The sequence below is a fragment of the Castellaniella sp. genome (assembly GCF_034675905.1).
GTDB lineage: Bacteria > Pseudomonadota > Gammaproteobacteria > Burkholderiales > Burkholderiaceae_B > Castellaniella.
On the sequence record NZ_JAUCCV010000010.1, the window covers coordinates 833,233 to 856,265 of the forward strand.

A 23,033-nucleotide genomic window follows, 5' to 3' on the forward strand; every position below is an offset into this window, starting at 1 on the left:
CGGTTTGGTGTCGTGCGGCGTGGCGGATGCCGGAGAGCCTCCATCTGTCATAAAGACCTGCCATAATTGGTGCATGAATACATTCATGGATGCTACCCGCCCGACCCGCCTGCCGCCGCTGGTGCCCTTTGCCAGTTATGACGATGCCGACGCCGCTGTCGATCAGCTGATCAGCCTGTATCAGCGCAATACCGCTTTTATCCGGGACGCTTTCCGGGAATACGGCGCCGGCACGCTGGAAGTCGGCCAGCGCGTGCGGGCCTGCTATCCGGCCATCCGCATTCGCATCAACACCTACCCGGATGTGGACAGCCGCCTGTCCTATGGCCATCTGGTCGAACCCGGCGTCTACATGACGACGGTGACGCGTCCGGCGCTGTTCCATGACTATCTGCGCGAACAGGTGCGCTTGCTGTTGCGCAATCACCAGGTGCCGGTGGAGATCGGCGAATCCGATCTGCCGATTCCGCTGCATTTCGCCTTCCCCGAAGGCGAATATGCGCAGGGGGAATATTCCGAAGTCCCCGGACATACCTTGCGGGATCATTTCGACGTGCCCGATCTGGCGGTCACCGACGACGCCATCGTCAACGGCACCTGGCGCGGGCGGTCGAACCAGCCGCGACCGCTGGCGCCCTTTACCGGCCCGCGCATCGACTATTCCCTGCAGCGGCTGCAGCACTACACCAGTACGTCGCCGTCGCATTTCCAGGATTTCGTGCTGTTTACGAACTACCAGTTCTATGTGGACGAGTTCGTGAAATGGGCGCGCGATACGCTGGCGTCGGGCGGGGGCGGCTATACGGCGCTGGTCGAGCCGGGCAACCACATCGTTACGCAGGAAACAGCGGCGCAGCCTGCGCCGCCGCTGGCTTTCAACCCGCAGATGCCCACTTATCACCTGAAGCGTGAGGGGCATACGGGCATTACCCTGATCAATATCGGCGTGGGGCCATCCAATGCCAAGACCATCACCGACCATGTGGCGGTGCTGCGCCCGTCGGCCTGGCTGATGCTGGGTCATTGCGCGGGGTTGCGCACCACCCAGCGGCTGGGCGACTATGTGCTGGCCCACGGCTATGTGCGCCAGGATCACGTGCTGGACGACGATCTGCCGTTGTGGGTGCCCGTGCCGCCGCTGGCCGAAGTCCAGGTCGCCCTGGAAGACGCCGTGGCCGAAGTCGCCGGCCTGTCGGGCTGGGAGTTGAAAAAAATCATGCGTACCGGCACGGTCGCCACCATCGACAACCGTAACTGGGAATTGCGCGATCAGCAGGAACCGGTGCTGCGTCTGTCGCAGTCGCGGGCGATTGCGCTGGACATGGAATCCGCCACCATCGCCGCCAATGGTTTCCGCTTCCGGGTGCCCTACGGCACGCTGCTGTGCGTGTCCGACAAGCCCCTGCACGGCGAATTGAAACTGCCCGGCATGGCCAGCGCGTTTTACCGCACCCAGGTCAACCAGCACCTGCACATCGGCATCCGGGCGCTGGAACACTTGCGCGAGATGCCCGGCGAGCGCCTGCATTCGCGTAAACTGCGCAGCTTCATCGAGACGGCGTTCAAATAATGGCTCTGCGTGCCACCATTTACAAAGCCGAAATCAATATCGCCGACAACGATCGCGGCTATTACGGCACCCACACCGTCACCCTGGCGCGGCATCCCTCGGAAACCGACGAGCGCCTGATGGTGCGCTTGCTGGCCTATGCTCTGTGGGTGCAGGCCGATGAGCGGCTGGTGTTCACGCGGGGCCTGAGCGACACCGACGAGCCGGATCTGTGGAATCTGGACTTGACCGGCGCCGTGCAGCAGTGGGTCGAAATCGGCTTGCCCGATGAACGCCGTCTGCTGAAAGCCTGTGGCCGCGCCGACCAAGTCATCGTCTTGGCCTACGGCCGGGGGGCGGATGTCTGGTGGTCGAGTGTGCGCAACAAGGTCTCGCGCGCCCGCAATCTGCAGGCGTATGTGCTGGATGCGGAAGCCACGAAAACCCTGGCCGGGCTGGCCGACCGCAATATGAGCCTGAGCATCAATATCACGGACCGCAGCGCCTGGGTAAGTTGTGATCGTGGCGATATCAGCCTGGATGTGCGCAGCCTGCTCGAATCCGCCTGACGCATCCATGATGGCAGGGTGTCCGGCGGGCATCGATCGCCGCGCGGCTGCGGCACAGCTCAGGCGGCCGCTTTATCCAGGGTCTCGAATTCCTGATCGCTCAGGCTTACCTGGGCGCCCGCCACGTTCTGGGCCAGGTGCTCGGGGTTGCCGGTGCCGGGGATCGGCAGCATCACCGGGGATCGCTTCAGCAGCCAGGCCAGCGCAATGGCGCTGGCGCTGACTTGGTGGCGGCGTGCGATATCTTCCAGGACGGAGCCCGGTTGCGCCAGCTTGCCGGCGTTCAGCGGGTACCAGGGAATGAAGCCGATATTGTGCTCGGTGCAGTAGTCCAGCACGGCCTCGCTTTTGCGTTCCCCCAGGTTGTACTGGTTCTGCACGGTGGCGACGGGGAAATACTGTTGGGCTTCCTCGATGTCGGCGGGGCGGACTTCGCTCAGGCCGACATGGCGGATCAGACCTTCCTTGCGCATGTCGGCGATCACCTGCAGCTGCGCCCGGCGTGGCGTGTCGGGGTCCAGGCGGTGCAGCTGCCACAGGTCGATGCGGTCCACGCCCAAGCGACGCAGGCTCATCAGCACACATTGACGCAGATAGTCGGGCTGGGCCAGCGGCGTCCATTGGTCGGGGCCATGGCGCAGCAGGCCGCCCTTGGTGGCGATCAACAGCCCCTGGTAGGGATGCAGTGCATCACGGATCAGGATTTCGCTGATGAATGGTCCGTAGCTGTCGGCGGTATCGATGAAATTCACCCCCAGCTCGGGCAAGCGCCGCAGGGTAGCCAGGGCGGCTGCCGGGTTGGCTGGCGCGCCCCAGATGCCGGGGCCGGTGATGCGCATCGCCCCGTACCCCAGCCGGTGAACGGGGATGTCGCCGCCAATCAGAAATGTGCCGGATGCGGCCGCGTTGGGGATCGTGGACATGGAAACCGCCTGATCATGATGGTGTGGAGTGTTCATGATAGGACGGTGTCTGCGCAGACACCAGTCGCTTGCCAGGCAGGCCACGGGCAAGGGATGCTGCCGCCATGGGCGGCGCGACGGTTATGGTTCCAGAATCATCTTGGCCGACACGATCACGGCCATGGTCACCATCAGGATGCGGATCAGTTGATGACCGCGTGTGACCACCAGCCGGGCGCCGATGGTGCCGCCTACCCATTGCCCGGCCAGCATCGGCAAGCCGTAGGCCCAGACGATGTTGCCATGCCAGGCAAAGAAAATCACTGCGGCCAGATTGCTGCACAGGTTCAGCAGCTTGGCGTGTGCGGTGGCTTTGACCAGGTTCATGCCCAGCAGCGTGACGAAGGAAATCGCCAGGAATGTGCCGGTGCCCGGCCCGAAGAAACCATCGTAAAAACCGATCAGCGGCGCCAGCGTGGCGGCGTACAGAGCCATGGTGATGCGCTGCGTGCGGTCCTGTGCGCCGACTCTGGGCGACAGCAGAAAGTACAGGGCAAAGCCGATCAGCAGGATAGGGATGACTTGTTTCAGGACGCTGCTGTCGACTCGCGTCAGCGCGATGCCGCCCGCCAATGATCCCAGGAATGTGCCTAGCATCATCCAGAGGCTGCGCTTCAGATCGATCTGCCCCATACGCAGGAAGTGCAGCGTTGCAGCGGTGGACCCGGCAATGCCGCCGATCTTGTTGGTGGCGATCGCCGCCCCCGGCGGCAGGCCGACTGCCAGCAATGCCGGAATTGTGATCAGCCCGCCGCCGCCCGCGATGGCGTCGATGGTGCCTGCCACCAGGGCGACAATGAACAGCAGGGCGACGACGTCAAAGGTGATTTCCATGATGGCGGATGAAGATCCCAGGAGTGGGCGGTCACATCATACGCGTGTGTCGGGAGGATTACTCAAGAAACCGGGCGCGTCGGAGCATGCCCCTTCATCCGGTTTACGTCGCCCGGTCCCGGCTTTGCCGGGACTGCCCTCCTTCCAGACTGTCATCGGGGCGTTCGCCAAACGCGCGGGGTGCTCAGTCCCCCGGACTGAGCACAAGCGCCCCGCTTGAACGGTGGCTCACTTGCCTCCCCGCTGACAGCCTTCCAGTCGGCGAGCTCCAAGTAAACCTGCTGAAGGGGCATGCTCCGGCGCGCCCTTGCAGCATGGCAACCTGCCGGCATCGGAAGCGGAGAGGCAGGCCTTGACAGAGCATTGCCCCGCCGAGGCCTGCACTGCCCGCATCAACGCTTGGCGATGTCCGCCTGCGCTTGCTTGACCAGATCGGGACCGATCTGCTTGGCCCATTTATCGAACACCGGCTGTGTCGCCTTGGCGAAGGCGCTGATCTGATCGGGCGACAGCACCGTCACCGTCACCCCGTGGCCTTCGATTTCCTTGAGCAGGGAATCGTCCGTATTGGTCACGCCCTTGCGTGCAATCACCAGTTCACGCTGGCCGGCTTCGATGGCCGCTTCGCGCACGATCTTCTTGTCCTCGGGCGCCCAGGATTCCCAGACATCCTTGTTCACCACGAACACCAGCGGATCGGCCACGTAGTTCCACAGGCTGAGGTATTTCTGGCCTACATCGTAGAGTTTTGCGCCCGCATAGATCGACAGCGGGTTTTCCTGGCCGTCCACCGCGCCGCTGGCCAGCGCCGGCTGGGCGTCGGCCCAGCTCATTTGCGTCGGGTTGGCGCCCAGCGCCGTGAAGGTGTCGATGTACAGCGGCGAGCCTACTACGCGCAGCTTCATGCCCTTGATGTCTTCCGGGGTTTTGACCTCGCGCACTGAATTGGACAGCTGGCGGTAGCCGTTTTCACCCCAAGCCAGCGGCACGACGCCTTTTTTCGAGAGGATGTCGAACAGCTGCGTGCCGACTTTGCCCTGCGTCAGCGCGTCGATGGCCGGGTAGTCCGGCATCAGGAAAGGCAGGGAGAACAGATTCAGTTCCTTGACCTGCGGGGACCAGTTGATCGTCGAACCGATCGCCATGTCGATCACGCCCTGGCGGATGGCCGTGAATTCCCGTGTCTGGTCGCCCTGCACCAGGGAGGTGCCGGGGTAGACCTTGATGTTGATGCGCCCGTTGGTGCGCTCACGCACCAGATCGGACCAGATCACCGCCCCCTGGCCCCAGGGGAAGTTGGTGCCCACCACGATGGACAGTTTGTATTCGGATTTGTAGTCGGCCGCCTGGGCCGGCAGCGTCGTGGCCAGGGCCGAGACGGCCAGGGCGGTGGCGCCGATCAATCGTGTGAATCGCATGGTTCAAGTCTCCTCTGTAAAAATTCCCCGGCGGGCGATGCGTCGTCCGCTGATGTCAGTATCCCAGATAATGCGGCAGCCACAGTGCGATCTGCGGAAAGAGCACGACCAGCACCAAGGTGCACAGCATGCCGCCCACCAGCCACAGCACCCAAGGCACGGTGCTTTCCATGGGGATCCGGGCGATTTTGCTGGACACCATCAGATTGACGGCGACGGGCGGCGTGAACTGGCCCACGGCCACCATCAGTGTCAGCACCACGCCCAGCCAGACCAGGTCCCAATGGAACACCATGGCGACCGGCAGGATCAGCGGCACGAAGATCAGAAAGATCGAAATGCCGTCCAGAAACATGCCCGCTACGATCAGCAGCAGAATCAGCAGCGTCAGGACGCCGTATTCCCCCAGGCCGGAATCCACGATGGCATGGGTGATCGGGTCGATGATGGACAGGGTGGACAGCGACCAGGCGAAAATGCCCGCCAGCGTCACGATCATCATGATGACAGCGGATAGTTCGCCGGCCTCGCGCAGGATCGGAAACAGATCGCGCCAGCGCATGGTGCGGTGGATGAACATGCCGATGAACAAGCCGTAGAACACGGCCACGACGGCGGCTTCCGTGGGTGTGAAATAGCCCATGCGCATGCCGCCCAGAATGATGACGGGGGCGGCCAGGCCGGGGATGGCCTCGAACAGGCTGCGCCAGAAGGGCGGGCGGGGTTCCTGGCGGGATGCTGCGCCCATGTTGTGGCGCCTGGCCAGCCAGACAGCGGGAATGATCAGCCCGATGCCCGCCAGGATGCCGGGCAGCATGCCGGCGGCGAACAACGCCGGGACGGACGCCTGCGGCACCAGCACCGAATAGATGATCATGGCGATGGACGGCGGGATCAGGATGTCGGTGGCGGCGCCGGCCGCCACCACGCTGGCCGAATAGGCGGGGGGATAGCCCGCGCGGCTCATGGCGCCGATCATGATGGCGCCCACGGCGGCGGCGCAGGCCGGACCCGATCCGGAGATCCCGCCCAGGAACATCGCGACGCTGATGGCGACGACGGACAGCATGCCGGGGCCATTGCCGGTGATGGACTGGGCCAGACGCACCAGGCGGGCCGCGACGCCGGATCGATCGAAGATCGACCCTACCAGAACGAACATGGGGATGGCCAGCAGCGGATATTTGGCCAGCCCCGCGTAGAAGCTTTGCGAGACGGCCATCAGGCCGAACCAGTGCGTGTCGGGGTTGGCCAGGGCGATGGCCAGGGTGCCGGCCCCGCCCAGGGCGACGCCCACCGGCACGCCGACCACCATCAAGGCGACGAACAGCGCGAACAGCAGGGTGGCGATCATCGGGATGCCCCCCAGGTGCGGTGCAGCATGCCGGCCAGACGCAGGGTGATGATGGCGGCCAGGATCGGCAACCACATGGAATACCACCAGGTCGGCACGCCGATGGCCGGCGACGTATCACCCCAGTTGAATTCGTCCAGGGCCATGCGGCCCAGCATGATGGTCAGGCCGGCGAAAAACAGCAGGCAGATGCTGTCCGTGAGCAGAGCGAAGCGCCGTTGGCGAGCGGGCGAGCCGCCATCGGCCAGCAGTTCGATGCGGATATGCAGACGGCGCACGAAGGCGGAAGACCCCGCGCTCATGGTCAGCACGACCAACAGGAAGATGGAGATTTCCTCGGTCCAGGCAAAGGATTCGTCCGTCAGGTAGCGCACGACGACGTTGGCCATCGTGATGCAGGCCAGGGCGCCCAGACTGAGCACCGTGAGCCAGTCTTCGAAACGCAATGACACCCGGACGGGCGGATCGGGAAGAGGGGTATAAGCGGGGGAGGCAGGATCGGCGGCGTGATCGTCAGGCATGAACTCGACAGCAATTAGAAACGGAAAACGGGGATGGTAAAGGAATATCCGCCAATGAAACTGTCATCCTACAGCGGAATCATGCGTTTGCCAGCCTGGGATATCCCTTGGAGGCCGTGACAAGATAAACTGGGCCATCCTCCAAATTTCTATCAGGTCTTGCCCGTGAATGCCCCCGTCCCTGCGCCTGCGCGCGCCGCCTCTCCTGTCGCCACGCCTGCCGCAGGCCGTCATGGCGCTGAAGTTCTGCTGGATACGCTGATCGCCCTGGGGGTGGATACCGTGTTCGGCTACCCCGGCGGCGCGGTGCTGCCGCTGTACGACGCCCTGTATGCCGAGCCGCGCATCCGCCACGTACTGGTGCGCCACGAACAGGCCGCCATGCATGCGGCTGAAGGCTATGCGCGATCCACGGGACGGCCGGGCGTGGTATTCGTGACCTCGGGTCCGGGTATGTCCAACACCACCACAGGCTTGCTCGACGCGCTCTGCGATTCCATTCCCGTGCTGTGCATCAGCGGCCAGGTGGCGACCGGCGCCATCGGCACCGATGCCTTCCAGGAATGCGATGCGGTCGGGATTTCGCGTCCGGTCACCAAATGGAATGCGCAGGTGCGCCGCGTCGAAGACGTGGCCGATCTGGCAGCCAAGGCCCTGCGCCTGACGAAATCCGGCCGGCCGGGGCCGGTGCTGCTGGATTTCCCCAAAGACCTGCAGATGGCGCTGGTGCCGCCGGAGCATGTGGCGCCCGCTGCGGAACCCGATAGCAGCGTGGAAACCCTGTCGCCCACGACCGAGGCCTCTATCAAGCGCGCTGCCGCGCTGATCGCCCGGGCGCGCCGTCCGGTGTTCTATGGCGGGGGCGGCCTGATCAATTCAGGCGTCGATGCCTGTCATGCCTTCCGGTCCCTGGTGCAGGCCACCGGAGCACCCTGCACCCTGACGTTGATGGGCCTGGGCGCCTATCCGGCCGGCGATGCGCAGTTTCTGGGCATGCTGGGCATGCACGGCACGCTGCAGGCCAACCTGGCCATGCACCATGCCGACCTGATCATCTGCGTGGGGGCGCGGTTCGATGATCGCATCACCGGTCGCCTGTCGGATTTCTGCCCGCACGCCGACAAGATCCACCTGGACATCGATCCGGCCTCGATCAACAAGGTCGTGCGCGCCGACGTATCGTTGGTGGGCGATTGCTACCCCCTGTTGCGCGCCCTGCACAAAGAACTGGGCCAATACACGCTGGAATCCGATGGTCTGGACGAATGGTGGCAGCGCATCGGGGTCTGGCAGGCGCGTGATTGCCTGAAGGTCGAACCGTCCGCCGATGTGATCCTGCCGCAGGATCTGATGCAGCGCGTCAACCGCCTGCTGGCCGGACGCGATGCCGTCGTGTCCACCGACGTGGGCCAGCATCAGATGTGGGCGGCGCAGTATATCCAGATGGACCGCCCCAACCGCTGGCTGACGTCGGGCGGTGCGGGCACCATGGGCTATGGTTTGCCGGCCGCCATCGGGGCGCAGATCGCGCACCCGGACAAGCCCGTGGTGTGCGTCAGCGGGGATGCGTCCGTGCTGATGAACATCCAGGAACTGGCCACGGCCATGCAGCATCGGGCGCCGGTCAAACTGATTTTGTGCAATAACGGCCACATGGGCATGGTGCGCCAGTGGCAGGAATTGATCCATGATGGCCGCTACAGCCACAGCTACAACGCCTCGATTCCGGATTTCGTGGCGCTGGCCGGGGCCTTTGGCTGGGGCGCGGCGCGGGTGGATCATCCGCGCGATCTGGACGCCGCGCTGGCGGCCTGCATGGCATACGATGGGCCGTATTTCCTGGATGTGGCCGTGGTGCCGCTGCAGAACTGCTTTCCCATGATGCCGGCCGGCTACGGCCACCAGCAGGTGATGCTGTCCGAGGATACCTGGTACGTCGAGGAATGACGTCGCACGCTCCGCCACGCCGATGACAGGCATGGCGGGGCGGCGGTGGCGGCTACACGCAGCGCCCGCCGTCGACCTCCAGACAGGCGCCGGTGATGAACGAGGCCTCGTCGGACGCCAGGTACAGACAGGCATTGGCTACGTCTTCCGGCGTGGAAAAACGCCCCAGCGGAATGCTGGCCGTGAATTTGGCCCGTGCTTCCGGGGTGTCGGGTACGCCCATGAATTCCGTCAGCAGGCCGGTGGCGCCCACGACCGGGTTGACGCAGTTGACGCGAATGCGGTCCGGCCCCAGTTCGGCGGCCATGGACCGGCTGGTGGTGACGACGGCGCCTTTGGTGCCGTTGTACCAGGTCAGGCCGGGGCGCGGGCGGATGGCGGCGGTGGACGCAATGTTCACGAAGACTCCGCCGCCGCGCTGACGAAAATGCGGCACGAAGGTCTGTGCGCTCAGGAAAATGCTTTTGACGTTGATCGCATAGATGCGGTCGAATTCAGATTCCGAGATTTCCAGCATGGGGCGGTTGCGGTGCGTGGCGCCGGCATTGTTGACCACGATGTCGGCGCCCGCATAGTGGCTGACCGCAGCCGCCAGCAGATCCTGCATGCTGGCGGCGCGGGACACGTCCACGTGGACGAACTGGGCCTGCCCCTGAGCGGCGCGGATCAGATCCACGGTTTCCTGGCCGGCGGCGTCGTTGATGTCGGCCACGATGACGCGGGCGCCTTCCCGCGCAAAAGTGGCGGCGATGCCGCGGCCGAATCCCGATCCGGCGCCGGTCACGATAGCGACTTTATTGTCCAAACGCATGAGGTCTCCTGGTGGGTTCAATCGATGACGCCGTGGCGGATGGCGACGGTTTTCAGCGTGGTGAAGCCCAGCAGGGCCTCGAAACCTTTTTCGCGGCCGTAACCGCTGGATTTGACTCCGCCAAACGGTAGTTCCACGCCGCCGCCTGCGCCGTAGTTGTTGATGAAGACCTGGCCGCAGCGCAGTTGCCGCGCCAGCCGTAGCTGGCGGGCGCCGTCGCGCGTCCAGACGCCTGCGACCAGGCCATAGGCCGTGTCATTGGCCAGCGCCAGCGCGTCGGATTCCGTGCGGAAAGATTGCGCCACCAGGATCGGCCCGAAGATTTCTTCCTGCGCCAATGCGCTGTCCTGGGGTACGTCGCGAAACAGCACGGGCGCCTGGTAGTAGCCGTGGGCCGGGGCGTCGGCCGTGAGCTGGCCACGGGCCGCTTCAGTCAGGCCTTCGGCCTGTGCGGCGGCCAGGATCTGGCGGACGCGCTCGAATTGTTTCTGGTTGATCAGCGGCCCCAGGTCCGGGTGGGCGGATGCCGGCCCCGCCCGCAGGGTGCGAAAGCGGTCCGCCAGGCGCGACAGCAGCGTTTCGTAGCAGCCTTCTTGTACCAGCAGACGGCTGCCTGCCGAGCAGGTCTGGCCGCTGTTCTGGATGATGGCGTTGACGATCACCGGCAAGGCGGCATCCAGGTCTGCGTCGTCAAAGACGATCTGCGGGGATTTGCCGCCCAGCTCCAGGACCGCGGGGCAGTGATGGCGGGCGGCGGCTTCGGCCACCCGCTGGCCCGTGACGGTAGATCCGGTGAAGGAAATGTGCTGGATGCCGGGATGGGCGCACAGCGCGGCGCCTGCCTCGTGGCCGTAGCCGGTGACGACATTCAATGCCCCGGCAGGAAAGCCGGTGCGGGCGGCCAGTTCCGCCAGATACAGGGTGGACAGGCTGGCGTCCTCGGCGGGTTTGACCACACAGGCGTTGCCGGCCGCCAGAGATGCGCCGACGCTGCGCCCGAAGATCTGCACCGGATAGTTCCAGGGAATGATATGGCCCGTCACGCCGTGGGGTTCGCGCACGGTCATGACGGTGTAGCCGGTTTCATATGGCAGGGTCTCGCCATGCAGCTTGTCGCAGGCGCCAGCGTAGAACTCGAAATAGCGGGCCAGGGCCAGCACATCGTTGCGGGCGGTGTGCAAGGTCTTGCCGGTGTCGCGGGCCTCGATGCCGGCCAGTTCGTCGGCATGGCTGAGCACGGCCCGCCCCCAATCGGCCAGCAGCCGTCCGCGATCACGGGCGCTGGTGCGGGCCCAGGGGCCGTCCAGATGTGCGCCCATGGCGGCCTGCGCGGCCTGGACTGCGCAGTCGATGTCGGCGGCGGAACCTTGGGCGATCTGGTCGTAGACCTGGCCGTCCGAGGGGTCGATCACCGGGATGGTGCGCTCGTCAGCGACAGGGTGCGGGGTGTTGGCGATGAAGTGATGGGCGGGCATGGCGGTATTCCATAGAAAGGGCGCCGGCGGGGTCAGGCCTTGTCGATGTGCTCGGCGATCGCCTGGCCGACCTGGACGGTATTGGCATTGCCGCCCATATCGGGGGTGCGCGGACCATCGGCCAGCACGGCTTCGATGGCCTGCATGACGGCGTGGGCCGCATCGCTGCAGGCCGGCTGGCCCTGGCTGAGGTGATCCAGCATCAGGGCTGCTGACCATATCTGGCCGACCGGGTTGGCGATGCCGCGCCCGGCGATGTCGGGGGCCGATCCGTGCACGGGCTCGAACAGCGACGGCCAGACGCGGTCGGGATTCAGATTGGCCGATGGCGCGATGCCGATGGTGCCGGTGCACGCAGGCCCCAGGTCCGACAGGATGTCTCCGAACAGGTTCGAGGCCACGATGACGTCGAAGCGATCCGGATGCTGCACCAGATGGGCGCAGAGGATATCGATGTGGAATTTATCCCAGCTGACCTGAGGATGTTCCTGGGCGATGGCTTCGACGCGTTCGTCCCAGAATGGCATGGTGATGGAAATGCCATTGGATTTGGTGGCGGCCGTCAGGTGGCGGCGTGGCCGGCTGGCTGCCAGCTCGAACGCATAGCGCAGCACCCGGTCGGCGCCGAACCGGCTGAAGACCGATTCCTGGATCGCGATTTCCCGGTCTGTGCCGGCGAACATCCGGCCGCCCGCGTTGGAATATTCGCCTTCGGTATTTTCGCGCACAACCAGAAAGTCTATGTCGCCGGGGGCGCGACCGGCCAGCGGGCAGGGGACGCCACGCATCAGCCGGGCTGGGCGCAGATTGACGTATTGGTCGAACTCGCGGCGGATGGTAATGATGGATTCCCAGATGGCGATGTGATCCGGCACCCGGTCAGGGGCGCCCACCGCACCGAACAGGATGGCGTCATGCCGGCCGATCTGGGTTTTCCAGTCTGCCGGCATCATCCGGCCATGGCGTTCGTAGTGATCGCAGCCCCAGTCGAATGTGTCGAACTGGAAGCTCAGTTGAAAGCGCCGGGAGACCGCTTGCAGAACCCGCAGGCCTTCGGCCATGACTTCCACCCCGATGCCGTCGCCGGGGATGACTGCGATTTTTTGACTCATGACGCCTGTGTCCTATGCGTGGTTTCAGTCATCATACGACAGGGCAATCATGATGAGCAGCGCCGAAAACTGGTGGATACCCCTAGGCTTGCCCGCGTTGCGAGTCAGGATGCCTTCGTGTTAGAACTTGACTGAGCCGGTATTCGGCAGCTGTCCGGGAAGGCGGCATCATTATTGGGAGACATCATGCATCACGGAAAAAAACTCATCGGCTGGCTGGCGGCAGCGACCCTGGCGGGTCTGACGGCGGCTACGCCGGTTCTGGCCCAGACCACGCTGAAAATGGCGTATGCCTTGTCGGAAAATTCGCATTATGGGGCGGGCGCCACGGCGTTTGCCAAAACATTGGAAGCCAGCATGCCCGGCTTCAAGATCCAGCAGTTTCCCAACAGCCAGCTGGGCGGTGAACGGGAAGTCATCGAGGGCCTGCAATTGGGCACCATCGATCTGGCCATCGTCTCGACGGGGGCCAGCCTGAATTTCGTGCCGCAGACCGGGGTCTTCGATATCCCCTTCCTGTTTCGTGATCTGGCCCATGCCCGCAAGGTGCTGGACGGCAAGATCGGCCAGGACATGCTGGCCGAATTCCCCAAGCGCGGCCTGATCGCGCTGGCCTGGGGCGAACAGGGCTTCCGTCACCTGACCAACAATGTCCGCCCTGTCAAAGAACCTGCCGACATCAAGGGCCTGAAGATCCGCACCACGGAAAATCCCATCCACATCGCAGCCTTCCGGGAATTGGGCGTGCTGGCCACGCCCATGGCCTGGCCTGAAGTCGCCACCGCCCTGCAGCAAGGCACCATCGACGGCCAGGAAAACCCGCTGTCGGTGATCGTGTCGGTGAAAATGTGGCAGCTGCAGAAATACCTGTCCCTGACCGCGCACGTCTATGGGCCGGCGCTGGTGCTGATGTCGCCTGCGGCCTATAACGGCTTGTCCGATGCCGACAAGGATAAATTCAAGGCGGCCGGCGTCGCCAGCGCCCAGGCCATGCGCCAGTTCGTCGATCAGGTCGAAAAAGACGGCCTGGAAACCCTGAAGGCCAACGGCATGCAGGTCAATACGGTGGACCATGCCGCCTTCGTCAAGGCCGTTCAGCCGATCTACCCGCAGTATTACAAGCAATTCGGCCAGCAACTGGTCGAATCCATCCGTGATACGCAGTAAGCCCATGAGCGCGCCGGGCCGCCCCAAGCGCGAATTCCCCCTCGGGGGATGGCGCGTAGCGCCAAGGGGGACGTCATGAGCGCGCCGGGCCGCCCCAAGCGCGAATTCCCCCTCGGGGGATGGCGCGTAGCGCCAAGGGGGATGTCATGATTGCGCCGGGCCGCCCCCAGCGCGCGCTGGGTCGGATTGACCGGGGCCTGTCCCGGCTGGTGTCCTGGGTGGCCCAGGGCTTGTTGTGGTCGTCCGTCGCGGCGGGCTTCTACCAGGTCCTGGCGCGGTTCGTGTTGGAATCCCCGTCCGCCTGGTCGGAAGCCTGGACGCGGGCGTCCATCATCTGGGCCGTCATGCTGGGCATGGCGTTGGCGTTCCGTCAGGGGGCCATGCTGGGCGTCGATCTGCTGCACAATCTGCTGGCGCCGCGCCGCGCGCGGTTGCTGGAACACGGCGTCCTGTTGATCGTCGTCTGTTTTCTGGGTTTTCTGGTCTGGATCGGGGCCGACATGACCTGGCGGGTGCGGTTTCAGAGCACGCCCAGTCTGGGGGTATCGATTTCCTGGATCTATCTGTCCATTCCTACGGGCGCCTTTCTGGCTTTGTTCGGCGCCCTGGCCTATTGGGCCGAGGACTCCCGCGTCCCGTACGTTGAAACCGTCTAGGAGCCTCCATGTCGCAATTGATGGTTGTCTCCATGTTGCTGTTTTTCGGCCTGACGGTGCCGGTGGCGGTGTCCATCGGCTTGGCCACCATGGTCGGCGTGGGCTTCGACGGGCACATGACCTGGCTGGTGATCGCCCAGCAACTGTATGCCGCCCTGGATAAGTACCCGTTGGTCGCTGTGCCTTTCTTCATTCTGGCCGGCAATCTGATGGAAGAAGGCGGTATTTCCGAGCGCATGGTGGAATTCGCCAAGAGCGTGGTGGGCGGGGTGCAAGGCGGCCTGGCCTGCAGCTGTGTGCTGACCTGCATGATTTTCGCAGCGGTGGCAGGGTCCAGCGTGGCCACGACCTTTGCCGTGGGGGCCATTCTGATCCCGGCCATGGTCAAGCATGGCTATCCGGCGCCGTTCGCCGCATCTCTGCAGGCCTCGGCGGCGGAACTGGGGGTCATCATTCCGCCCTCGATCCCCATGATTCTGTATGCCGTGTCCACGGATACGTCCGTGGGCGAGGTCTTCATTTCCGGGATCGGCCCCGGGATTCTGATCGTGGTGGGCCTGATGTTCTATGTCTGGCTGTATGCCCGGCGCAACGGTCTGGGAAAACACGATGGCGATGGCCGCCTGCCTGTCTGGGCGGCCTTCAAAAAGGCCTGGTGGGCGCTGCTGATGCCGGTCATCATCCTGGGCGGCATCTATGGCGGCATCTTCACGCCGACGGAAGCATCCGCTGTGGCAGTGGTCTACGCCCTGTTCGTGGGAATTTTCATTTATCGCCGGCTGAGTTTCGCTTCTTTGGGGCGCACCTTTCACCGGTCGGTGGTGTCCACGGCCATCATCATGTTCATCATCGCCAATGCGGGGGTGTTCGGCTTTCTGCTGAATCGGGCAGGGGTCCCAATGGCCCTGGGCGAATGGCTCAGCCATCTGTTCGGCAGCGAAATCACGTTTCTGCTGGGTGTGAACGTGGCGCTGTTCATCATCGGCATGTTCATCGAAACCTCGGCATCCATCGTGGTGCTGGCGCCGTTGCTGCTGCCGGTCGCCACGCAGTTCGGGGTGGACCCGGCGCATTTCGGGGTGATCATGGTGGTTAACCTGGCGCTGGGCATGGTGACGCCGCCCTTCGGCGTGAACCTGTTTGCCGCCTGCACGGTGGCCAAAGTGCCCATCGAACGCCTGATCCGGCCGCTGCTGCCTTTCGTGGCCGTGGTGCTGGCCTGCCTGATAGTCATCACCTACTGGCCGGACCTGTCGCTGTATTTCCGCGATCTGGTGTATCGCTGATCAACAGAGTGCGGCGCTAAAGCAAAACCCCGGCGGATCCAATCCGTCGGGGTTTTGACTGGCGGCTGCGAAGGCTGGGAGAGCAAGCGGGCGCAGCCTGCGCAGCGAGGGGTTTACTACCCCTTGCGGATTGCCTGCAGTTGATCCTGCACGGCCTGCCACAGATCGGGGCCGACTTCCTTTTTGATCTGCTCGTTGACCGGCTCGATGGTGCCGCGCATCCGCTGCACTTCTTCCGCACTGACGGTGTTGACCTGCATGCCGTCCGCCTTCAGCTGCGTCAGGGCCTTTTCGGCTTCTGCACGGGTGTCCTTGCGCTCGAAATCGCGGCTGACCTTGGCCGCCTGCATCAGGACGTTGCGCTCATCGGCGCTCAGGCTGTCCCACCATTTCTTGCTGGCCGTGACGATCCAGGGGCTGTAGACGTGGTTGGTGACGCTCAGGTACTTCTGCACTTCAAAGAACTTGCTGGACAGGATGGTGTTGTAGGGATTTTCCTGACCATCCACCGTCTTGGTTTCCAGGGCGGTGAACAGTTCGGAGAACGGCAGCGGCACGGCATTGGCGCCCAGACGCTGGAAGGTATCCAGGAAAACGGTGTTCTGCATGACCCGCAGCTTCAGGCCGCTGAAGTCTTCAGCGCGCTCGACGGGTTTCTTGCTGTTGGTCAGGTTGCGAAAGCCGTTTTCCCAGTAGACCAGGCCGATCATGCCCTTGTCGCTGAGCTTGTCCATGATCTGCTGACCGGTCTTGCCGTCCAGCACCTGGTCGGCCTCTTCGCCGGAATTGAACAGAAACGGCGTGTCCCACAGGGCCATTTCAGGCGTGATGCCGACCAGCGTCGCGGTAGAGCCGACCATCATTTCCTGGGCGCCGCCGATCAGCGCCTGCTGCATCTGGATATCGGACCCCAGAGCGGCTGCGCCGATGGCGCGTACCTTCATCTTGCCGTTGGACAGCTTGGCGACTTCGTCGGCAAAGACCTGGGCGGCGCGCCCTTGGTTGGAATCCTGGTTCAGGCCGTAGCCGAAGCGGATCAAGCGGGTATCGGCGGCATGCGCCGCCAGCGACAGCGTGCTGGCCGCCAATGTGGCGGCGAGGAGCAGGGTTTTCAGTTTCATAGGAAGTCTCCTTGGTGGATGAAAGCGCCGGGGGAAGCGGCTTCGTCTGCCTTAGCCTAACCAGCGGACAGGGGCGGTGACGATTTGGGGAAATGCCACCAGCAGAGCCAGCAGCAGGACGTAGGCGAATAGAAAGGGGGCGATGCCTCGGATGACGGCTTCCATGCGGACGCCGCCCACGCCGGCGACGACGTTCAGCACGGTCCCCACTGGCGGAGTGATCAGCCCCAGACAGCCGGTGAACACGAACATGAATCCGAAATAGATGGGATCGATGTGCGCCTTCAGCGCCAGCGGCAGGCAGACGGGCGCGAAGATCAGGATGATCGGGGTCAGGTCCATGGACGTACCCACCAGCAGCAGGAAGATCACCATGCAGACCATGAAGAGCTTGGGGTGGCCCAGAATAGGTTGGAACAGCTCGGCCAGCTGGTTGGGCAGATCCGCCAGCGTGATCATGTAGGCGGCGACGGTGGCCGCGCCGCACAGGAACATGACAATGGCGGTGGTGATGCTGGATGTGACGAGCACTTCATAAGTGGTCTTCCAGGACAGGGCGCGGTAGATGAAGCGGGAGACCAGAAAGGCATAGACCGCGGCGACGACGGCCGCCTCGGTGGGCGTGAAGATGCCGAAGCGTATGCCTCCCAGGATGATCACGGGCATGAAAATAGCCCAGGTGCTGTCCGCCACGGCTTTGCGGCGTTCTGCGCGGGTCGAGCGTTCGGCGGACGGCAGACCCCGGCGGCGGGCGACCATGCGCCACGCGATCAGCAGGGCGCCGCCCATCAGGATGCCGGGCACGATGCCGCTGACGAACAGCTTGCTGATAGAGGTGTTGGTGGTGACGCCGTAGATGATGAACGGCAAGGAAGGCGGAATGATGGGGCCGATGATGCCGCCCGACGCCAGCAGGCCCGTGCTGTAGTCCAGCGGGTAGTTCTGCTGGCGCATCATGGGCAGCAGGATGGTGGCTAGCGCCGCCGTATCGGCGATGGCGGACCCGCTCATCGAGGCCAGCAAGACCGCGGCGAACACAGTCACGTACCCCAGGCCGCCGGGGATATGGCCGACGAATACGCGGGCCATGTCGATGATCCGCTGGCTTAAGCCGCCGGCATTCATCAGTTCGCCCGCCAGCACGAAAAACGGCACGGCCAGCAATGGGAAATTGTCGAAGCCGGCTTGCAGGTTCTGGGCCAGCAGCTGCGTATTGAAGAAATCCAGTTGCCACATCAGGGCGACGCCCGACACCAGCAAGGCGACGGCGATGGGGATGCCGATCGCCATCGAGGCGAACAGAACAGCCAGGAACAATAGGGTGGTTTCCATGAATTATTTCCCGGTGTGAGGGCGCAGGCGGTCCAGGATGGTCTGCTTGAAGAGCAGGACTTCCATCGCGATGGCCATGAACAGGGTGGCGGCCGCCGCGATGGACAAGGGATAGCCGATGACGGGGCTGTGGCTGTGCAGACCGGCGATGACCTGGTCCCAGGCGCCTTTGATCACCATGCCCAGGACGATGGCGCTGATCAGGCTGGCGAGGGCGCCCATGACGGCATGGGTGCGGGGGCCGACCCGGTCCACCAGCAGGGTGAAGCTCAGGTGCCGGTTTTCGTGGGCGGTGACGACGGTGCCCATGCAGACCAGCCAGACGAACAGCAGGCGGGATAGTTCTTCGTAGATCACCAGGCCGGTGCCGAAGGCATAGCGCAGCACGACGTTGCTGAAGACGGCGATCACCATCAGGGCCAGCGTGGCGGCCATGAAGGCTTCTGCCGCCTTGCGGATCAGGGGTTTGGGTTCAGGGGTTGGCATGAGGTCTCCTTTGCAGCCAGTCGGCGGCGCGTTGCAGGATATCGTCCAGGGGGTGCTCGCTGTCCAGGTGCAGCAGGCCGGTCTCGTCGTAAGGGGGCTCCAGCGCCGCAAACTGGCTGTCGATCAGCGTGGCGGGGAAGAAGTGGCTGGCGCCCCGGCCGGCTACCCGCTGGGCCGCCGCTTCGCGTCCGAGATCCAGCCAGATGAATGCCAGATCGGGGACATGGGCGCGCAACTGCTGCCGGTAGGCGCGTTTCAGCGCGGAACAGCTCAGGACCACGCCGTGGGCGGCGTGGCGGCGCAGTTCCAGGCCCAGGGCTTCCAGCCACGAGGAGCGGTCCTCGTCGGTCAGGGGGATGCCGGCGCGCATTTTGGCGTGGTTTTGCTCGCTGTGGAAGGCATCCCCTTCGATGAAGACCCAGCCTTGCTGCTGCGCCAATTTGTCGCCGACGGTAGACTTGCCGCTGCCGGAGACACCCATGACCACGACGGCCTGTCCCGAAGGGCAGGTATGCTCTGTCTGTGGCGATAAATGAGATAGCGCTATCTTTTGCATTGAAAAAAAAGGGGCTTTCCGTAAAATTGTGATCAACGAATCTGGCGCCGATGGCGGTGAAGTGCAAAGATAGCGCTATCTTTGCTGAATGGACATTAGGGAATTCCTGTATGAATGATGCCTCCTCTTCGAACCGGCGCCCGGCGGCGGCGTCACGCGGCCGCACGCGGGCGACTGGTCGGGTAACGCTGGCGGATGTGGCGGCGCTGGCGGGAGTCAGCCCCATCACGGCATCGCGGGTGGTGGCGGGCAAGACCACAGTACGCCAGGAATTGGCCGAGCGGGTACAGGCGGCCGTCGCGCAATTGGGGTATCGCCCGGACCCCTCCGCGCGGGCGCTGGCCTCGGCCAAGAGCAGCCATGTCGTCGTCTTGATCCCTTTGCTGTCGAATACCTTGTTTACGGAACTGCTGGAATCCGTCCAGAACGTCATGTGGGATGCGGGGTATCCGATTTTCGTCGGCATCACCCAGTATCAGCCTGCCCGGGAAGCCGCGCTGCTGGAAAGCTATCTGTCTCATCGGCCCGCCGGTCTGATCCTGACGGGTTTTGATCGCAGCGAGGCGCAGCGGCGGTTGATCGCGGACAGCAGCACGCCTTGCGTGCATGTGATGGAATTGAGCCCGGATCCGGCCCTGTATTGCGTCGGGCTGTCGCAAAGGGAAGCCGCGCAGACGGTCGCGCAGCACTTGCTGGCGCGCGGCAGGCGGCGCATCGCCTTTGTGGGCGCGCAGCTGGATCCGCGCACGCTGGAGCGCGCCGAAGGCTTCCGCAGCGTCTTGTCGGCGGCGGGCTGCCATGATCCCCGTCTGGAATTCCTGGACGACAGGCCGTCGTCGGCCGCGCTGGGGGCCGAGGCGTTCCGCCGGCTGATCACCGCCCACCCGGATCTGGATGGCGTGTTTTTTTGCAACGACGACTTGGCGCATGGTGCGCTGCTGGAAGCGCTGCGGATGGGGATTCCGGTGCCGGATCGGGTCAGCGTCGTGGGTTTCAACGACCTGCCTGGCAACGAGCAGATGCTGCCGGCATTGACCAGCCTGCGCACCCCGCGCCGGGAAGTCGGCGAGGCCGCCGCCCGGATGCTGCTGCAGCTGATCCGCGGCGAAACGGTGGACACGCCCGTGCTGGATCTTGGGTTTGAATTGAAGATCCGGGCCAGCAGCTGAACCGCGGCGGACGAGATAGCTCTCGTCCAACCGGATTCAGGCCGCTGGGTGGATGGGTTTAAAACGCCGGACTGTCGTCGTCTACCGGGGCAGTTGCCTTTTTAGCCGGCTTGCGGGTGCTGGCTTTAGCGCTGGCTTTGGCAGGCGCTTTTGCCGTTTTGGCCTTGGTGGCGGCAGCCTTCGTCGTGCTGGTTTTGGCGGCGGCCTTGCCCGTTGTGGCGGCCTTGGCCCCCGCTTTGGGCGCGCGTGCCTCGAATTCAAAACCGATCTTGCCGTCGGCCTGGCGCACCAGATAGGCCTTGAACTTGCGGTTGGTGCGGCTGGAGACGAAGCCGTCGAACAGTTTGGTCTTACCGGTCGCCAGCAGCTGCGTCATCTGCTCGGCGGGGATTTCCTGCTGCAAGATGACCTTGCCGCTGCGGAAGGTGCAGTTCTTGGCGGGTCCCACCGAGTGTTCGCAGACGTAGTTCATGCCGTGTTCGAACACCTTGCCGCCGCATTTCGGACAGTCGCCCAGGGGCGTATGGCCGGAAAAATCCACAGGCTCGGCGTCTTCGTCGTCCTTTTGGCCGAAATCGAATTCCAGCTTGAATTCGTCGGTGATGCGCAAGACCGCGGCAAAGGGGCGGCCCATCTTGCTGATGAAACCGGTCATCGGTCCCAGGGTGCGCTTGTCCAGCAGTTCTTCGACTTCGGGGACTTCAAACGTACGCCCGCCGGGATGTTTGCCGATGGAAAATTCGCAGGCGGTGCAGGCATAGCGCCGGTAGTTTTCCTTGACCACGCCGCCGCATTTGGGGCAAGGGGTCTGCAAAGTCGCGTAGTCGCCGGGGACGGTGTCGCGCTCGTATTCTTTGGCGCGCTTGACGATCACCTGTGTCATCTGCGCGATTTCGCGCATGAAGGATTCGCGGTCCAGCTGGCGCTGTTCGATCAGCTTCAGCTGATGTTCCCATTCGCCGGTCAGTTCCGGCGAGGTCAGTTCGTTGACCCCCAGGCCCGACAGCAGCGTCATCAGCTGACGGGCCTTGGCGCTGGGAATCAGGTCGCGGCCTTCGCGGCGCAGATAGGTTTCGTTGATCAGGCCTTCGATGATGGACGCCCGGGTGGCCGGGGTGCCCAGGCCGCGTTCGGACATGGCTTCGCGTAGGGCCTCGTCGTCCACCAGTTTGCCGGCGCCTTCCATGGCCGACAGCAGCGTGGCTTCGTTGAAGCGGGCGGGCGGTTTGGTGGCCAGGGGACGGGCTTCGATGTCCTCGGTGCGCACGCGTTCGCCGTCGGCCACGGCGACCAGGGAGGCGTCTTCGCCTTGTGATTCCTTGCCGTAGATGGCCAGCCAGCCCGGCGTGATCAGGATCTTGCCCTCGGTCTTGAATTGATGACCGGAGACTTGCGTGATGCGCGTGGTGACGCGGAATTCGGCCGCCGGGAAGAACACCGCCAGAAAGCGCCTGGCGATCAGCTCGTAGATCTTGAATTCGGCGTCGCTGAGTTCGCGCGGCACCTGCAGGGTGGGGATGATGGCGAAGTGATCCGAGACCTTTTTATCGTCGAAGATGCGCCGGTTGGGTTTGACCCACTGTTGGGCGACGACCTGGGCGGCGAAAGGCTGCACCGATCGGGCGACGCCTGATTCGCTGTCGGACAGGACCTGCATGGTCTGCTGCACCGTGCTGACATAGTCTTGCGGCAGATAGCGGGAGTCCGTCCGGGGATAGGTCAGGGCCTTGTGGCGTTCGTACAGGCTCTGGGCCAGGGACAGCGTGGTTTTGGCGGAAAAGCCGAAACGGGAGTTGGCCTCTCGTTGCAGCGTGGTCAGGTCGAACAGTGCGGGCGATTGCTGCGTGCTGGGCTTGGATTCCTCGGTCACGGTGCCGGGCTGCTCGCGGCAGGCGCTGACCACGCTCTGGGCCGCGCTGGCCGACCACAGGCGCGAATCGCGCGCATCCGGATCCTGCTCGTTTTTCTTGAAAGCGGGATCGAACCAACGGCCTTCGTACAGGCCGGCGGCGGCGACGAAAGTGGCGTGGACTTCCCAGTAGTCCCGGCTGACGAAGCTGCGAATGCGATCCTCGCGTTCCATGACGATTGCCAGGGTAGGGGTCTGCACGCGGCCGACGGGCGTCTTGAAAAAGCCGCCATCCTTGCTGTTGAACGCCGTCATGGCGCGGGTGCCGTTGATGCCGACCAGCCAGTCGGCTTCGGCGCGCGACCGGGCGGCGGCTTCCAGCGGCTTCATGGTTTCGTCATCGCGCAGATTGGCGAAGGCATCGCGGATGGCCGCCTGGGTCATGGATCGCAGCCATAGCCGTTGGATCGGCTTTTTCACGCCCGCATACTGAACGATGTAGCGGAAGATCAATTCGCCTTCGCGGCCCGCGTCGCAGGCGTTGATGACGGCGCCCACGTCCTTGCGCTTGAGCAGCTTGACCAATAGTTTCAGGCGTTCGGCGGACCGTTTGTCGGCCGGGCCGAGTTCGAATTGCGGCGGGATGACAGGCAGGTGGGCGAAACTCCATTTGCCGCGCACCGGATCGTTGGGCGCGACCAGGCTGAGCAGGTGGCCGACACTGGATGACAGGACGAATTGCTCGCTTTCGAAGTAATCCCCCTCGCGGGTGAAGCCCCCCAAGGCGCGGGAAATATCCAGAGCAACCGACGGCTTTTCAGCAATAATCAGAGTTTTAGTCATGTGGTTCCATGAGTGG

20 protein-coding genes are annotated in these 23,033 nt (G+C 64.0%); 7 read left to right on the top strand and 13 right to left on the bottom strand.

Annotation, left to right across the window (positions count from 1 at the left end; all coding sequences use genetic code 11):
* The first annotated feature begins 85 nt into the window (after positions 1–85).
* Together VDP79_RS14240 and VDP79_RS14245 are read left to right on the top strand one after the other, a co-directional pair.
* Positions 86–1,570 carry an AMP nucleosidase gene (locus tag VDP79_RS14240; protein WP_323018816.1) on the top strand — a complete coding sequence of 495 codons (1,485 nt, stop codon included), beginning with the start codon at positions 86–88 and terminating at the stop codon, positions 1,568–1,570.
* Positions 1,570–2,118 (top strand): YaeQ family protein, encoded by a 549-nt coding sequence (locus tag VDP79_RS14245; protein WP_323018817.1) that lies wholly within the window; start codon positions 1,570–1,572, stop codon positions 2,116–2,118. Before VDP79_RS14240 ends, VDP79_RS14245 begins: the two co-directional genes overlap by 1 nt.
* 59 nt (positions 2,119–2,177) lie before the next feature.
* On the opposite strand, the gene VDP79_RS14250 is transcribed toward VDP79_RS14245, so the two are convergent.
* The 5 genes from VDP79_RS14250 to VDP79_RS14270 all read right to left on the bottom strand — a co-directional run bounded on the left by VDP79_RS14250 (position 2,178) and on the right by VDP79_RS14270 (position 7,207).
* Positions 2,178–3,041 carry an aldo/keto reductase gene (locus VDP79_RS14250; protein WP_323018818.1) on the bottom strand — a complete coding sequence of 288 codons (864 nt, stop codon included), beginning with the start codon at positions 3,039–3,041 and terminating at the stop codon, positions 2,178–2,180.
* A 120-nt stretch (positions 3,042–3,161) separates the two neighbouring features.
* Positions 3,162–3,914 (bottom strand): TSUP family transporter, encoded by a 753-nt coding sequence (locus tag VDP79_RS14255; protein WP_323018819.1) that lies wholly within the window; start codon positions 3,912–3,914, stop codon positions 3,162–3,164.
* 392 nt (positions 3,915–4,306) lie between these two features.
* Positions 4,307–5,332 (bottom strand): DctP family TRAP transporter solute-binding subunit, encoded by a 1,026-nt coding sequence (locus tag VDP79_RS14260; RefSeq protein WP_323018820.1) that lies wholly within the window; start codon positions 5,330–5,332, stop codon positions 4,307–4,309.
* Positions 5,333–5,387: 55 nt separating this feature from the next.
* Entirely contained in the window at positions 5,388–6,686 is a 1,299-nt protein-coding gene (locus tag VDP79_RS14265) for a TRAP transporter large permease (protein ID WP_323018821.1), read from the bottom strand.
* The gene (locus tag VDP79_RS14270; protein ID WP_323018822.1) at positions 6,683–7,207 is read right to left on the bottom strand and encodes a TRAP transporter small permease; all 525 of its coding nucleotides are present in this window, start codon (positions 7,205–7,207) and stop codon (positions 6,683–6,685) included. Before VDP79_RS14270 ends, VDP79_RS14265 begins: the two co-directional genes overlap by 4 nt.
* 246 nt (positions 7,208–7,453) lie before the next feature.
* Here VDP79_RS14270 and ilvB point away from each other — a divergent pair, with 246 nt between their 5' ends.
* The gene (gene ilvB / locus VDP79_RS14275) at positions 7,454–9,154 is read left to right on the top strand and encodes a biosynthetic-type acetolactate synthase large subunit (RefSeq protein ID WP_416233134.1); all 1,701 of its coding nucleotides are present in this window, start codon (positions 7,454–7,456) and stop codon (positions 9,152–9,154) included.
* A gap of 52 nt (positions 9,155–9,206) precedes the next feature.
* Here the strand turns inward: ilvB and VDP79_RS14280 are convergent, their stop codons facing one another.
* The 3 genes from VDP79_RS14280 to VDP79_RS14290 are packed head-to-tail and all read right to left on the bottom strand — an operon-like array spanning position 9,207 to position 12,552.
* Positions 9,207–9,965, bottom strand: coding sequence for an SDR family oxidoreductase (locus tag VDP79_RS14280; protein WP_323018824.1), 759 nt, complete (start codon positions 9,963–9,965; stop codon positions 9,207–9,209).
* A 17-nt stretch (positions 9,966–9,982) separates the two neighbouring features.
* Positions 9,983–11,440 (bottom strand): aldehyde dehydrogenase family protein, encoded by a 1,458-nt coding sequence (locus VDP79_RS14285; RefSeq protein WP_323018825.1) that lies wholly within the window; start codon positions 11,438–11,440, stop codon positions 9,983–9,985.
* Between the two features lie 32 nt (positions 11,441–11,472).
* Complete coding sequence (locus VDP79_RS14290; protein ID WP_323018826.1) at positions 11,473–12,552, bottom strand: tartrate dehydrogenase; 1,080 nt, start codon at positions 12,550–12,552, stop codon at positions 11,473–11,475.
* Positions 12,553–12,738: 186 nt separating this feature from the next.
* On the opposite strand from VDP79_RS14290, the gene VDP79_RS14295 reads away from it, so the two are divergent.
* The 3 genes from VDP79_RS14295 to VDP79_RS14305 all read left to right on the top strand — a co-directional run bounded on the left by VDP79_RS14295 (position 12,739) and on the right by VDP79_RS14305 (position 15,661).
* Positions 12,739–13,719, top strand: a complete 981-nt coding sequence (locus tag VDP79_RS14295; RefSeq protein ID WP_323018827.1) for a TRAP transporter substrate-binding protein — start codon at positions 12,739–12,741, stop codon at positions 13,717–13,719.
* Between the two features lie 146 nt (positions 13,720–13,865).
* Positions 13,866–14,375, top strand: coding sequence for a TRAP transporter small permease (locus VDP79_RS14300; protein ID WP_323018828.1), 510 nt, complete (start codon positions 13,866–13,868; stop codon positions 14,373–14,375).
* Between the two features lie 8 nt (positions 14,376–14,383).
* Entirely contained in the window at positions 14,384–15,661 is a 1,278-nt protein-coding gene (locus VDP79_RS14305; RefSeq protein ID WP_323018829.1) for a TRAP transporter large permease, read from the top strand.
* A 116-nt stretch (positions 15,662–15,777) separates the two neighbouring features.
* Here the strand turns inward: VDP79_RS14305 and VDP79_RS14310 are convergent, their stop codons facing one another.
* The 4 genes from VDP79_RS14310 to VDP79_RS14325 are packed head-to-tail and all read right to left on the bottom strand — an operon-like array spanning position 15,778 to position 19,081.
* Entirely contained in the window at positions 15,778–16,782 is a 1,005-nt protein-coding gene (locus tag VDP79_RS14310) for a TRAP transporter substrate-binding protein (RefSeq protein ID WP_323018830.1), read from the bottom strand.
* Between the two features lie 51 nt (positions 16,783–16,833).
* A complete protein-coding gene (locus tag VDP79_RS14315) occupies positions 16,834–18,114 on the bottom strand; it encodes a TRAP transporter large permease subunit (protein WP_323018831.1) in 1,281 nt (426 codons plus the stop codon).
* Between the two features lie 3 nt (positions 18,115–18,117).
* The gene (locus tag VDP79_RS14320) at positions 18,118–18,600 is read right to left on the bottom strand and encodes a TRAP transporter small permease (protein ID WP_323018832.1); all 483 of its coding nucleotides are present in this window, start codon (positions 18,598–18,600) and stop codon (positions 18,118–18,120) included.
* Positions 18,587–19,081, bottom strand: a complete 495-nt coding sequence (locus VDP79_RS14325; protein WP_323018833.1) for a gluconokinase — start codon at positions 19,079–19,081, stop codon at positions 18,587–18,589. The genes VDP79_RS14320 and VDP79_RS14325 overlap by 14 nt, the downstream gene beginning before the upstream one ends.
* Before the next feature lie 185 nt (positions 19,082–19,266).
* Between VDP79_RS14325 and VDP79_RS14330 the strand changes: the two genes are divergently transcribed.
* Positions 19,267–20,325, top strand: a complete 1,059-nt coding sequence (locus VDP79_RS14330; protein WP_323018834.1) for a LacI family DNA-binding transcriptional regulator — start codon at positions 19,267–19,269, stop codon at positions 20,323–20,325.
* A gap of 58 nt (positions 20,326–20,383) precedes the next feature.
* Here the strand turns inward: VDP79_RS14330 and VDP79_RS14335 are convergent, their stop codons facing one another.
* Positions 20,384–23,017: a DNA topoisomerase III gene (locus VDP79_RS14335; RefSeq protein WP_323018835.1), complete on the bottom strand. Its 2,634-nt coding sequence runs from the start codon at positions 23,015–23,017 to the stop codon at positions 20,384–20,386.
* Positions 23,018–23,033: the final 16 nt, after the last annotated feature.

Bases quoted from the DNA above. Each gene is read 5' to 3' on its own strand.
- VDP79_RS14300 (WP_323018828.1), top strand. From the start codon at position 13,866: ATGATTGCGCCGGGCCGCCCCCAGCGCGCGCTGGGTCGGATTGACCGG.
- VDP79_RS14270 (WP_323018822.1), bottom strand. From the start codon at position 7,207: ATGCCTGACGATCACGCCGCCGATCCTGCCTCCCCCGCTTATACCCCT.
- VDP79_RS14245 (WP_323018817.1), top strand. From the start codon at position 1,570: ATGGCTCTGCGTGCCACCATTTACAAAGCCGAAATCAATATCGCCGAC.
- VDP79_RS14255 (WP_323018819.1), bottom strand. From the start codon at position 3,914: ATGGAAATCACCTTTGACGTCGTCGCCCTGCTGTTCATTGTCGCCCTG.
- VDP79_RS14335 (WP_323018835.1), bottom strand. From the start codon at position 23,017: ATGACTAAAACTCTGATTATTGCTGAAAAGCCGTCGGTTGCTCTGGAT.
- VDP79_RS14305 (WP_323018829.1), top strand. From the start codon at position 14,384: ATGTCGCAATTGATGGTTGTCTCCATGTTGCTGTTTTTCGGCCTGACG.
- VDP79_RS14320 (WP_323018832.1), bottom strand. From the start codon at position 18,600: ATGCCAACCCCTGAACCCAAACCCCTGATCCGCAAGGCGGCAGAAGCC.
- VDP79_RS14280 (WP_323018824.1), bottom strand. From the start codon at position 9,965: ATGCGTTTGGACAATAAAGTCGCTATCGTGACCGGCGCCGGATCGGGA.
- VDP79_RS14290 (WP_323018826.1), bottom strand. From the start codon at position 12,552: ATGAGTCAAAAAATCGCAGTCATCCCCGGCGACGGCATCGGGGTGGAA.
- VDP79_RS14330 (WP_323018834.1), top strand. From the start codon at position 19,267: ATGAATGATGCCTCCTCTTCGAACCGGCGCCCGGCGGCGGCGTCACGC.
- VDP79_RS14315 (WP_323018831.1), bottom strand. From the start codon at position 18,114: ATGGAAACCACCCTATTGTTCCTGGCTGTTCTGTTCGCCTCGATGGCG.
- VDP79_RS14240 (WP_323018816.1), top strand. From the start codon at position 86: ATGGATGCTACCCGCCCGACCCGCCTGCCGCCGCTGGTGCCCTTTGCC.
- VDP79_RS14325 (WP_323018833.1), bottom strand. From the start codon at position 19,081: ATGGGTGTCTCCGGCAGCGGCAAGTCTACCGTCGGCGACAAATTGGCG.
- VDP79_RS14295 (WP_323018827.1), top strand. From the start codon at position 12,739: ATGCATCACGGAAAAAAACTCATCGGCTGGCTGGCGGCAGCGACCCTG.
- VDP79_RS14265 (WP_323018821.1), bottom strand. From the start codon at position 6,686: ATGATCGCCACCCTGCTGTTCGCGCTGTTCGTCGCCTTGATGGTGGTC.
- VDP79_RS14250 (WP_323018818.1), bottom strand. From the start codon at position 3,041: ATGTCCACGATCCCCAACGCGGCCGCATCCGGCACATTTCTGATTGGC.
- VDP79_RS14310 (WP_323018830.1), bottom strand. From the start codon at position 16,782: ATGAAACTGAAAACCCTGCTCCTCGCCGCCACATTGGCGGCCAGCACG.
- VDP79_RS14260 (WP_323018820.1), bottom strand. From the start codon at position 5,332: ATGCGATTCACACGATTGATCGGCGCCACCGCCCTGGCCGTCTCGGCC.
- VDP79_RS14285 (WP_323018825.1), bottom strand. From the start codon at position 11,440: ATGCCCGCCCATCACTTCATCGCCAACACCCCGCACCCTGTCGCTGAC.